Raw genomic sequence first — 12,005 nt, 5'->3', positions numbered from 1 at the left:
CTGTCAGCCTCGGTGGCGAGCGAGAAAGTCCAACAGTACCGGAAAATAAGCCTGTGGCTCTTCATAGAACGGCATATGGCTACTGTTGGGAAATACATGCAGTTCGGCGTGTCTGGCCGCCATCTTCATGCGCATGGCGCAGGCCGGGGTGAGTTCGTCGTGCTGGCCGGTGGTGATCAGGATCGGCATGTTGAAAGCGGCCATCTCGGGGATTCGGTTCCAGTCCTTGAGGTTGCCGACGTAGAGGAATTCGTTGGGGCCCTGCATGGTTTCGTAGGGGCCCATGTTCCAGTCGCCGAGGGAGCGCTTGACCGGCTCGGGCCATTCGTCCAGACGGCAGACGTGACGATAGTTGAGCAAGGTGATCGCGGCCTGGTACTGCGGGTGGTCGAGGGTACCCATGGCTTCATGACGCTGCATCATCGCCACGGTTTCACTGCCCAGGGCGCCGCGCAGGCGTTCGAGTTCTTGAGAAAGATGCGGAATGTCGCCGACGGTGTTCTCGAGGATCAGGCTTTTCAGCCTGTCGGGGTAATGGATGGCGTATTCGATGCCCAGCCAGCCGCCCCAGGAATGCCCGAGCAGGTGCACGCGGCCGAGGCCAAGGGTTTGGCGTACGGTTTCGACTTCTTCGACATAACGGCGGATTTCCCACAGGGAAACATCGGTCGGTCTGGCTGATGCGCCTGTGCCAAGCTGGTCGAATGCAACCACTCGCAGGTCATGGTCCTTGAGCCAGCCATGAGCGTCGCGCAAGTAGTCACACGGCAGGCCCGGCCCGCCGTTGAGACACAAGAGCACCTCATCGCCTTCGCCGAAGCTGTAGACCACGAGGTTGTGGCCATCGACTTGCACGTTGTACTGCTGGTCGGGGGCAATTTCACGCCACATGCATACATTCCTTGTGTTGTATCGGCCTGGCGGGCAGCGGCCGTTTATCAGGCCAACACTACCGAGGATGCCGCGCGTCCATAACCTGGTATTTCTTATAGGTTTGGCCTGGCAGTCCTTCGCCGGGGCGTGGCATTCTACTTGCAGGAAGTGGAGATTCAAATGAATTCGGGAGCAGAACGGATGCTGGCCAAGCTAACTGCCTTCAATAATCGTCTGATGCCGGGCAGGAGCCTGGATGAGCAGATGGACAACACTTTTATCCTCGCCCAGCAGTTAGGCTTCGATGCACTGGTATACGACTACACCCCGGTGCCGATCGACCAGAATGGTGCGTTGATCACCCCCTCGGTGCTGGAGCTGCGCAACACGCCGACCGATTGGCATGCGCTGTGGTGCAGCAAGGGTTTCTACCAGATCGACCCGGTGCAACACCTGGCCCTGCGCACGGTATCGCCGTTCGTGTGGTCCTACGAAGCCAAGGCTGACACGGCCCTGCAAACCATCATCGACCCCTGCCACGCCCCCGTTTCATCCTACCTGCACGACCAGCAACTGACCTGCGGCGTCAGCGTGCCGATGCATCTGCCCCGTGGCGGCTTCGCGTCACTGACCGGCTTGCGCACTGGCAAAACGCCTACCGTGCTGCAGGACGCGCAGCAGACCTTGTCGGACTTCAGCCTGATTTCCCACGCGTTGCAGGAAGCGGCCTACCCGCTGTTCGGCAAGGAGCTGCGCACCTACCCGCACATTCACCTGACCAAACGTGAACGCGAATGCCTCAAATGGGCCGCCGACGGCCTGACCGCGGCCGAAATCGCCACGCAACTGAGCCGCTCACTGGCCGTCGTCACCCTGCACCTGGCCTCGGCGATGCACAAACTGGGCGCCAAGAACCGCGTGCAGGCGGTGGTCCGCGCCACCCATTACCGCCTGCTGGAAGACTGATCCCCCGGCAAAACCTAGCTGTTTTGCTAGTTACCTAAATCTCGCCCGCAGACTATCGTGTCCCTGATCATTTTTTCAGGGCAGGGTAGGAAATGGACTTCATCGAAAAAATCCGCGAAGGGTATGCCGCGTTTGGCGACTACCAGACCTGGTACCGCGTCACTGGCGACCTGGCCAGCGGCCGCACGCCGCTGGTGGTCATCCACGGTGGCCCGGGCTGTACCCATGATTATGTCGACGCCTTCAAGGACGTCGCGGCCAGCGGTCATGCGGTCATCCACTACGACCAACTGGGCAACGGCCGCTCCACGCACTTGCCTGAGAAAGACCCGTCCTTCTGGACCGTCGATCTGTTCCTTAAAGAATTGGACAACCTGCTGGACCACCTGCAGATCAGCGATAACTACGCGATCCTTGGTCAGTCCTGGGGCGGCATGCTCGGCAGCGAGCACGCCATCCTGCAACCCAAGGGCCTGCGTGCGTTTATCCCGGCCAACTCACCGACCTGCATGCGCACCTGGGTCAGCGAAGCCAACCGCCTGCGCAAGCTGCTGCCCCAAGGCGTGCATGAAACCCTGCTCAAGCATGAAGCCGCCGGCACTTACCTCGACCCGGAATACCTAGCCGCCTCGCGGGTGTTCTATGACCAGCACGTGTGCCGGGTGAACCCATGGCCGGAAGAAGTGGCGCGTACCTTCGCCCAGGTCGACTCGGACCCCACGGTGTATCACGCCATGAGCGGCCCGACCGAGTTCCACGTGATCGGCAGCCTTAAAGACTGGAAATCCATTGGCCGCCTTTCGGCTATCCAGGTGCCGACCCTGGTGATTTCCGGCCGGCATGACGAGGCCACGCCACTGGTGGTCAAGCCGTTCCTGGATGAGATCGCGGATGTGCGCTGGGCGCTGTTCGAAGACTCCAGCCACATGCCCCACGTGGAAGAACGCCAGGCCTGCATGGGCACCGTGGTGAAGTTTCTGGATGAGGCGTGCTCTGTTCCGCACACAGTCCGCAAGGCTGGTTGAGTTCCAAATGTGGAAGGGGGCTTGCTCCCGATAGCAGAGCGTTAGCCACTGTATTTGTGACTGACCTACCGCTATCGGGAGCAAGTCGAATCGTCGCACCGCCCCTCCCACATTTTTAGACCTCTGTGGTTTCAGCGTGTGCGGCTTTCCTTGGCTCCTGCGCCACCAATGGAATTTCCTTGCCCTCGGCATCAAATAACTTGCCACCCCTGAAATAATCCCCATCACGCAACGCCGCTACGTCGTGGAAACACAAACTGCGCTCAGTCCCCGCCACAAACACCGACTGCTGGTCCGAATTGCCTACGGTGAAATGGTTGAACGCCAGGTTCAACAGGATCGCCATGATCGCCGACGAACTGATACCCGAGTGGAAAATGGTCGCGAACCAGCTGGGGAACTGGTCGTAGAAACTCGGTGCGGCAATCGGGATCATGCCAAACCCGATGGACGTGGCGACGATGATCAGGTTCATGTTGTTGCGGTAATCCACTTTGGACAAGGTGCGAATACCACTGGCCGCCACGGTGCCGAACAGCACAATCCCGGCACCGCCCAGTACTGAGGTCGGCACCGCCGCGATCACCCGCCCCATAAATGGCAGCAAGCCGAGGATTACCAGGAACAAGCCACCGGTTGCCACCACAAAACGACTCTTCACTCCGGTCACCGCCACCAGGCCAACGTTCTGGGCGAAGGCACTCTGGGTGAACGAACCGAAGATCGGCGCGAACATGCTCGACAGCATATCGGCGCGCAGGCCGTTACCCAGGCGCTTGGAGTCGACCTTGGTATCGATGATTTCCCCCACCGCCAGGATGTCGGCCGAGGTTTCCACCAGTGTCACCATCACCACGATGCACATGGAAATGATCGCCGCGATGTGAAAGGTCGGCATACCGAAATGGAACGGCGCAGGGAAACCGAACATGGGCCCCTGGGTGACCCCGGAAAAATCCGCCATGCCGAGGAACACCGCGATCACCGTGCCGATCACCATCGCCAGCAGGATCGACAGGCGCGAGATGGTCGCGCTGCCGATCTTGCTCAATAGCAGCACCAGCACCAGGGTCAACGCCGCCAGGCCGATATTGGGCATGCTGCCGAAATCCGCCGCGCGGCTGTTACCGCCCATGGCCCAGCGCGCCGCCACGGGCATCAGGGTCAGGCCGATGGTGGTGATCACAATACCGGTCACCAACGGCGGGAAGAACTGGGTGATCCGCGAGAACACCGGGGTGATCAACAGCCCGATAAACGACGCGGCCATCACCGCGCCGAGAATCGCCGGTACCCCGCCGGCGCCATCGCTGCCGACAATCGCCACCATGGTTGCCACACCGGCAAACGACACGCCCTGCACCAGCGGCAACTGACAGCCAAAGAACGGCAGGCCAAGGGTTTGCAACAGGGTGGCAAGGCCACCGGCAAACAGCGACGCGGCGATCAACAGGCCGATATCCGCCGGTGACAACCCGGCCGCCTGGCCCACGATCAACGGTACCGCGACGATGCCGCCGTACATGGTGAGCACATGCTGCAGGCCGTAAGCCATGTTGGCGGCGACGCCTAGATTCTCATCTTCCGGCCGCTGCGGTGACGCCTTCGGGATAGTCATGGTGAGGGGTTCTCTGTTTTTGTTGTGGCGACACTGTATGCAATGTTTAGACTGGATGTCCATAGAGTTGTATACAATCAATCGAACAAGATACCCTCCGTCGGCGTTACAAAAACAACCCGGCCGTGATGAGCCAGAACGCCAAAGGACACAGAAACCATGAAAAAGGCATTACAGGGGGCAACCGTTGCACTCACCCTCCTCGGCGGCGGGGAGGCCGTCGCAGTGGAATGGATGAACAACAGCGTAGGTTTTCGCTACGGCCAGCAGTTCACCAATCCGAATAACCCCGACGAATTCAGCAAGCGCATCTACAGCGTTACCCACGCCAGCGGCTACCGGTATGGCAGCAACTTCCTGAACCTGGACGTGTTCCTGTCCGACAGCCGCGACCCGCGCAAGGGCACCGACCACGGCGGCAGCGAGGTGTACGCGGTGTACCGGCATCAGTTGTATGCGTCACGGGTGCTGGATGTGCCTCTGGGCACCGGGCTGGTCAAGGATTACGCGTTGACCTTGGGCTTTGATGCCAACCGCAACAACAACTTCGCGTCGGCGAAAAAACGCGCACTGGTGATCGGCCCGACCTTGAAGTTCAACACCCTGGGCGTGCTGGACCTGAGCCTTCTGTACTACAAGGAGCGCAACCACACCGGCATCCCCGGTGCACGGGAGTCGAACCACACGTTTGACGACACCTACATGCTCAACCTGACGTGGATGCGCCCTTTCGAGATCGCCAACCATGCGGCGAAATTCCAGGGCTTTGTGAATTACGTCGGGGAAAAAGGTGCGGACTACCATGGCCGTGACACGGCACCGGAAGCCCTGATGCGCAGCGCGCTGATGGTCGCGGTGCGACCGGGCAAGAGCGTAAAGCCGAACCTGTACCTCGGGGTGGGTTACGAGTACTGGCATAACAAGTTCGGCGTGGACGGCGGCCGGGGCAGCCGCACGTCAACGCCGACGGTGAACATGGAAGTGACGTTCTAGGCGGCGGCCAGTTCCGACTTGTCTGCTTTCGGCCGCGCCAGCCAATAGCCCAAGACGGCCAAGGGCGCGGTCGCCAGCATCACCATCACAGTAATCAGCAAGGGCTGTTCGATCATCGACGACACCAACAGGCTGCTGAGAAAGCACAGACCCAATTGCAGGGTGTTTTGCAGTGCCGCCGCCTTGCCGGAATGTTCTGCAAACGGCATCAGCGCATTCGCCACCACGATCGGATAACTCGCGCCGTTGACCAGCGCCATCAGGCAGAACGGAATCAGCAAGGTGGTGAGCGTCGGCACGGTCAAGGTGGCGATCAGGTACAACGCCACCATGCTGATGCAATAGGCCAGCAGCAGCCACGGCAACAGCGTCTTGCCCTGGAAACGCTGCAAGGCGCTACGGCAACTGTAGCCACCCACCAGAAACGCCAATGTCGGCAGCACGTAGCTCAGGCCGATGTCATTCGGGCTATAGCCCATGTCGCCGAGGATGAAGGGGGAAGCGGTCAGCCAGGCGAAGAAACTGGCCGAGCAGGCAGCGAAGATCATCACATTGCCGGTGAACACCCGGGAGGTGAGCAACTGCCAATAGCCAAGGCGCGAAGGTTCGTCTTCCCGCGCCTGAGGTTTCGGTACACGGCGCAGGAACAACGTCGGCAGCAGCAACAGCAACGACACCCCCAGCAATACACCGAAGATGGCCTGCCAACCGAAGTGGTTCAGCACCATCGCGCCCAGCAGTGGCGCCAGCGCCGGTGACAACGACATCAACGGCATGATGCTGGCGAACACACGGTGGGCCTTGTCGGCCGGGTAGCGGTCGATCACCAGCGCCTGCCAGCTCACGGCCGCAGAACACACGCCAATCGCCTGCATAAAGCGCAAGGCCAGCAACTGCGGCGCGGTCTCGACCCAAAACATTCCCGCGCAACCCACGACAAACAGGCTCAAGCCCGCGAGCAGGATCGGCTTGCGCCCCAGGCGGTCGGACAACGGCCCCCACAGCAACTGCCCCACGGCAAAGCCCGCGAGGAAAATACTCAGGCTGGCACCCACCGCGCCCGCACCAATCTGCAACTGCTCGCCCATGGCGCCGAACGCCGGCAAATACATGTCCATGGCGAGATAACCGAGCATGCTCAGCCCCGCCAGATACCAGGTGAAACCAAAAGAATTTTTCATTGAAGCCTTGTTAATCTTGCCATCAAACTATTTGCTGACTACCGCCCATTATGAAGCTGACAGTTTTTGTGTGAAGCGATAATAATTGGCGAATATTATCAATAATTTTGAAGGCAACCCTCATGTGGTCCGAATACTCCCTGGATGTCGTCGATGCGGTAGCGCGCCATGGCAGCTTCAGCGCCGCCGCCCAGGAATTGCACCGCGTGCCGTCAGCCATCAGTTACACCGTACGTCAACTTGAAGAGTGGCTCGCGGTGCCGCTGTTTGTGCGCCGGCATCGTGATGTGGAACTGACACCCGCCGGCCGTCTGTTTATCGACGAGGCCCGCGGGGTAATGAAAAAAATGCTCGGCACACGGCGCCTGTGCCAGCAGGTGGCCAATGGCTGGAGTGGCCAGTTGAAGGTGGCCGTGGATTCCATCGTCAAGCCCCAGCGCTGCCGACAGTTGGTGCTGGATTTCTATCGACAGTTTCCCGAGGTGGAATTGCTGCTGGAATACGAGGTGTACAACGGCGTGTGGGATGCCTTGGCGGATGAGCGCACCGATATTGTCATCGGTGCCACCAGTGCGGTGCCGGTGGCCAGTCACTTCACCTTTCGCGATATGGGCTTATTGAGCTGGCTGTGCGTGGTCAGCGCCCGGCACCCATTGGCGGCCGTGGACGGGTTGCTCAATGACGACCAACTGCGCCCCTTCGCCTCGCTGTGCATGACCGACACCTCGCGCAACCTGCCCAAGCGCGACACCTGGACCCTGGATAACCAACGGCGGCTGGTGGTGCCGAACTGGGCCTCCGCCATCGATTGCCTGCGCGATGGCCTGTGCGTCGGCATGGCACCGGCGCATCAGGTATTGCCCTGGATCGAACGCGGTGAATTGGTGGCGCTGCAACTGACGCGCCCCTTCCCGGCCAGCCCCTCGTGCGTGGCCTGGGCACAGAGCAAACTGTCCCCGGCCATGGCGTGGTTGCTGGAGTACCTGGGGGATACCGAAACCATGAACCAGGAGTGGCTCAACGGAAAGGACCTAGCTCAATAGCCGAGTGATGGCCCGCACAATCATCTCGACCTCCTTGGTATCCAGGGTCAACGGCGGCAGCAAGCGAATGACCTTGCCCCGCGTCACGTTGATCAGCAGCCCATGCTCCTGGGCAGCGCGCTGCGCCAGGTCGCGATAAGGGCTGGCCAGTTCAATACCGATCATCAGGCCCTGCCCGCGAATCGCCAGCACCTGCGGGTGCTCTTCCAATTCCATGCGTAACCGCGCCAGCAAGCGCTCGCCCTGCTGCGCAGCGTTCTGCAACAAGCCTTGCTCTTCGATAATGTCCAACACCGTGCAGCCCACCCGGCACGCCAGCGGATTGCCGCCAAAGGTGCTGCCATGACTGCCGGGCGTGAAAAGCGCGGCTACCGCTGCCCTGGCCAGGCAGGCACCGATGGGCACGCCATTGCCGAGGCCTTTGGCCAGGGTCATCACATCCGGAACAATGCCTTCATGCTGGAAGGCAAACCAGGCGCCGGTGCGGCCGATGCCGGTCTGGATTTCATCGAGCATCATCAGCCAGCCGTGCCGTGTGCAGAGGTCACGCAGTGCGTGCAGGTAACCCGGCGGCGCTGGCAGTACACCACTTTCGCCCTGGATGGGCTCCAGCAAGACCGCCGCGATACGTGTACCGAACGTCTGGGTGATTGCCTCAATCGCCGCCAGATCACCAAACCTGACCTTGAGAAAATCCCCCGGCAAGCGTTGGAAACCCAAGCGCACCGAGGGGCCATCGCTGGCCGCCATGGTGCCCAGCGTACGGCCATGAAAGGCATTCTCCATCACCACCACCAACGGCTCTTCGATGCCTTTTTTCCAGCCATGCAACCGCGCCAGTTTCAGCGCCGTCTCGTTGGCTTCGGCGCCGGAATTATTGAAAAAGGCACGGTCCAGACCGGCCAGCCGCGTCAGGCGCTGGGCCAAGCGTTGTTGCCAGTCGATGCTGTAGAGGTTGGAGGTGTGCAACAACAGGCCGGCCTGCTCGCTGATGGCCGTCACCAGCTTCGGGTGGGAATGCCCGACATTGGTTACCGCCACACCCGCCACTGCGTCCAGGTATTCGCGCCCCTGCTGGTCCCACAGGCGCGTGCCGAGGCCACGGGTGAAACTCAGGGCCAGGGGTTGATAGGTGGTCATCAGGCAGGCGGCGGTCATGGTGGCGGACTCCAGTGCATCGTTGAGATAGCAACAGTATCGTTAGCCATCCCAGCTGGATAAACTGCGCCCTCCTGCAATGACTTTAAACCAGGACTTGATAATGGACCTATTCCAAGCGATGTCGGTGTACGTGAAAGTGGTGGAGAGCGGCAGCATGACCGCCGCCGCCCACGCCTGCGGGATGTCGACCACCATGGTCGGCAACCACTTGCGCGCCCTCGAACAACGCCTGGGCGTCAGCCTGCTCAAGCGCACCACCCGCAAACAGAGCCTCACGGAGTTCGGCGGCCAGTATTACCAGCGTTGCCTGGAAGTACTCGGGCTGGTGGCCGACTCCGAGCAATGGGCCGAACAGGCCCACGGCGACGTCCCCAAAGGCACCCTGCGCATCACCGCGCCACCGGCGTTCGGCACTGAACGCCTGTCGCCGGCCCTGAGCGAGTTTTCCCAGCGCTACCCGCTGATCAAGCTGTACGTAGTGCTCAGCAACCAGCGCATGGACATGGTCGACAGCGGCTTTGACGTGGCTATCCGCCTGGGCGAGCTGGAACCCTCAAGCCTGATCGCCCGACCAATGCAGGACTACACCATCACCCTGTGCGCCTCACCGGACTACCTGGCCCGACGTGGTACACCCCAGATGCCCGAGGACCTGCAACAGCACGACTGCCTGGCGTTCGCCTACCCTTCCACCGATGACTGGCGCAACGCCGACAAGCTGTGGCGCATGACCGGCGCAGAAGGCGAAGTGGAAATCCCGGTGTCCGGCTCGCTGACCATCAATAGCTCCCAGGCTTTGCGCCAGGCCGCCGTGCAAGGAATGGGGATCGTCATGCTGCCGGATGCCCTGATGCAGCCCGACCTGCAAACCGGCAAGCTGGTGGCCTTGCTGACCACCTATCAACTGCCCAGCCGGCCCATGCATTTGCTGTACGGCCAGGACCGTTATCGCTTGCCGAAGCTGCGCGCCTTTGTGGATTTCGCCATGGAAAAGTGGGCGCGCTAGAAGCCCACGCCCAACTCGCGCAATCGCGCGGCCGTCTGCTCGGCAGACACATGGTGGATGCCTTGCCAGCCGAGGGAGACGGCCGCTTCGATATTGCCGGCGACATCATCGATAAACACCACTTCCCCCGGCTGGATATCCGGCAGGTACACCCGTACCTGGCTGAGACTGGCGTGGTAGATCGCCGCGTCAGGCTTGATCAGCTTCAACTCGCCAGACACCACGATGTTGCGAAATTTCCGAAGGAAGGGGTAATTGGCGAGCGCATAGGGAAAGGTCTCGGCCGACCAGTTTGTAAGCCCAAACAGTGGCATGTTGGCCTGATGCAGCGCGTTGAGAATCGCCACGCCTTCGGGTAACGGGCCACGCAGCATTTCGTGCCAGCGGCCGTAATAGGCCGTGATCAAGGGTTCATGCTCGGGGTATTGATCGATCAGGATCTGCGTGGCTTCGGCCAGCGGCCGCCCCGCATCCTGCTCGGTGTTCCAGGCCTGGGTACAGATGTTATCGAGGAACCATTGCCGCTCTTGATCGTCGACAATCAGTTTGCGGTACAGATGCTGCGGGCTCCAGTCGAACAGTACACCGCCAAAGTCAAATACTACTGCGCGGATCTCCATGGGCGCCTCCCTTTTGTGCAACGCCAGAATCAGGACAGTTTGGCATGTACCCGGCCCCTGGCAGCAAGTAAGCACGAGTAGGATTGTTCTGAGATTCAAACAAGGCGTGCGCTGAGAACCAGCAGCGTCCCTTGTGAATACAAGCCTTTAGCTTTAATGCACGGATTCTATCTCACATAAATGGTCACACTTGTTCCTCCCGCTTGAAGATGTCCTCATTTTAATCTCGGGCGTACAACTCAAGGAGCTGGCGCCTGAAGGGAATCATCGAATTTCGCTGTAGATATGACTTGGAGAAACATCAATGACAAGCATGACCTTTTCAGTGACCTCCCCTTCCGCATACAGCCTTGCTGCGCTGCAAAACTACCTGGCCCAAGGCGCAAATACTCCCACAGCAGTGCTGGTCGATCGGGTCAAGGACGAAACAGGCATCGTGCCAAGCCATCTTGCCCCCTTACAAGACATCGCACTGACCACCAACTCCATCATAGGCATACGCCCGGTCGAAACCGTCGCAACAGGCCTGATAGAAGCCGGGCATCCCACCAAGGACTTCCATATCAAAGGCAAGAGCGCCAACTGGGGGCCTCAGGCAGGTCTGATCTGTACAGACCAGGCGTTCAGCAAACTTGAACAAGTTGCCGGAAAAATACCGGCCAAAGTGGCCAAGGCCAATGAGCAAATCCAAGCGTGTATCCAAGAAGGCCATGCCGTTGCAACGCCCCTGCAGCTGTCGAGCCAGCGCCTTGATGTATTGGTCAAGCTCGGCCACATAACCCAACTGGCCGTTCAAGGCGCTGATGGCACATTACAATTAAGCGCCCGCGGGCCCAGTCAGCAAACCTATACATTCGAAGGCCATCGCACGTCACCTTCAAGCGACAGCTACTTCATCACCCATCAGGGCAAGCCCCTTGAAGTGCTGGCCAAGCATGCAGAAGGCAAACCGTTGACCGCCGATTACGACCTGCACCTGATCGCGCCCCATATCAGCGACTTCGGCCCCCAGGACAAACTCCCCGTACCGGACGTGGCCCACAGTGTTTTCAAGGGTCGAGTTGAACGCTATAAGCAAGTTCCTGAGGTGCTACGCGCAGACTTCGACAGCCCCGGCCATTTCTACCGGAAAGAAGATCCCAACCTTGGCAACGCAACACCACGGATAGAGCAGATGATAGGGCTGATCAATCAAAAATTGGTCGGCGAGGGAGAGAGAGTGGTTCATCACAATGCGGACTCGGGCAGCCCGGCCACGGAAGTGGCTGCCAATTACCCGGCGACGTTTTTCTTACCGGCAAAACTGGGTCGATTCGATAAAATCAGCATCATCCACGACAGCAGGGAAATGGCAGAACTGATCAAGACCGCCAAGGACAGCGGTTATCACGTGCCGCTGAATCCCCTGTGGGAGAAAGAAGTGACCAACGTGAGGCGGTCTGCCTTCACCCAGGCAAAAAATCGCCTTGCCTGGATCATGACAACGAAGACAGCGGCCTGATAACCCGATGATCAGGCC

General features: G+C 60.1%; 11 protein-coding genes. 6 read left to right on the top strand and 5 right to left on the bottom strand.

Annotated elements, in window-relative coordinates; genetic code table 11:
• Positions 1–3: 3 nt before the first annotated feature.
• Positions 4–891 (bottom strand): proline iminopeptidase-family hydrolase, encoded by an 888-nt coding sequence (locus NIBR502773_RS23550; protein ID WP_115486000.1) that lies wholly within the window; start codon positions 889–891, stop codon positions 4–6.
• Between the two features lie 183 nt (positions 892–1,074).
• On the opposite strand from NIBR502773_RS23550, the gene NIBR502773_RS23545 reads away from it, so the two are divergent.
• Positions 1,075–1,839, top strand: a complete 765-nt coding sequence (locus tag NIBR502773_RS23545; protein WP_027604192.1) for a LuxR family transcriptional regulator — start codon at positions 1,075–1,077, stop codon at positions 1,837–1,839.
• Between the two features lie 92 nt (positions 1,840–1,931).
• Positions 1,932–2,864 carry a proline iminopeptidase-family hydrolase gene (locus NIBR502773_RS23540; RefSeq protein WP_115485999.1) on the top strand — a complete coding sequence of 311 codons (933 nt, stop codon included), beginning with the start codon at positions 1,932–1,934 and terminating at the stop codon, positions 2,862–2,864.
• 115 nt (positions 2,865–2,979) lie between these two features.
• On the opposite strand, the gene NIBR502773_RS23535 is transcribed toward NIBR502773_RS23540, so the two are convergent.
• On the bottom strand, positions 2,980–4,482 hold the full coding sequence (locus NIBR502773_RS23535) for a nucleobase:cation symporter-2 family protein (protein WP_115485998.1): 1,503 nt from the start codon (positions 4,480–4,482) through the stop codon (positions 2,980–2,982).
• 159 nt (positions 4,483–4,641) lie between these two features.
• On the opposite strand from NIBR502773_RS23535, the gene NIBR502773_RS23530 reads away from it, so the two are divergent.
• Positions 4,642–5,475: a nucleoside-binding protein gene (locus tag NIBR502773_RS23530; protein ID WP_141157062.1), complete on the top strand. Its 834-nt coding sequence runs from the start codon at positions 4,642–4,644 to the stop codon at positions 5,473–5,475.
• Here NIBR502773_RS23530 and punC read toward each other — a convergent pair.
• Entirely contained in the window at positions 5,472–6,656 is a 1,185-nt protein-coding gene (punC, locus tag NIBR502773_RS23525; protein WP_141157061.1) for a purine nucleoside transporter PunC, read from the bottom strand. The genes NIBR502773_RS23530 and punC overlap by 4 nt on opposite strands.
• A 122-nt stretch (positions 6,657–6,778) precedes the next feature.
• Between punC and punR the strand changes: the two genes are divergently transcribed.
• A complete protein-coding gene (gene punR, locus NIBR502773_RS23520) occupies positions 6,779–7,699 on the top strand; it encodes a DNA-binding transcriptional activator PunR (RefSeq protein ID WP_141157060.1) in 921 nt (306 codons plus the stop codon).
• Here the strand turns inward: punR and NIBR502773_RS23515 are convergent.
• Positions 7,688–8,857: an aspartate aminotransferase family protein gene (locus tag NIBR502773_RS23515; protein ID WP_141157059.1), complete on the bottom strand. Its 1,170-nt coding sequence runs from the start codon at positions 8,855–8,857 to the stop codon at positions 7,688–7,690. The two genes, punR and NIBR502773_RS23515, sit on opposite strands and share 12 nt — an antisense overlap.
• A gap of 103 nt (positions 8,858–8,960) precedes the next feature.
• Between NIBR502773_RS23515 and NIBR502773_RS23510 the strand changes: the two genes are divergently transcribed.
• Positions 8,961–9,866: a LysR family transcriptional regulator gene (locus NIBR502773_RS23510; protein ID WP_141157058.1), complete on the top strand. Its 906-nt coding sequence runs from the start codon at positions 8,961–8,963 to the stop codon at positions 9,864–9,866.
• Here NIBR502773_RS23510 and NIBR502773_RS23505 read toward each other — a convergent pair.
• Positions 9,863–10,486 carry an HAD family phosphatase gene (locus tag NIBR502773_RS23505; RefSeq protein WP_141157057.1) on the bottom strand — a complete coding sequence of 208 codons (624 nt, stop codon included), beginning with the start codon at positions 10,484–10,486 and terminating at the stop codon, positions 9,863–9,865. The genes NIBR502773_RS23510 and NIBR502773_RS23505 overlap by 4 nt on opposite strands.
• Positions 10,487–10,790: 304 nt before the next feature.
• Here NIBR502773_RS23505 and NIBR502773_RS23500 point away from each other — a divergent pair, with 304 nt between their 5' ends.
• Positions 10,791–11,987, top strand: coding sequence for an anthrax toxin-like adenylyl cyclase domain-containing protein (locus NIBR502773_RS23500; protein WP_141157056.1), 1,197 nt, complete (start codon positions 10,791–10,793; stop codon positions 11,985–11,987).
• Positions 11,988–12,005 lie beyond the last annotated feature (18 nt).

Origin of the sequence: Pseudomonas sp. NIBRBAC000502773 (assembly GCF_006517195.1) — a bacterium.
Classification (GTDB): domain Bacteria; phylum Pseudomonadota; class Gammaproteobacteria; order Pseudomonadales; family Pseudomonadaceae; genus Aquipseudomonas; species Aquipseudomonas marginalis.
Note: the sequence above shows the minus strand (reverse complement) of the source record. Positions and strands in the feature narration are given on the sequence as shown.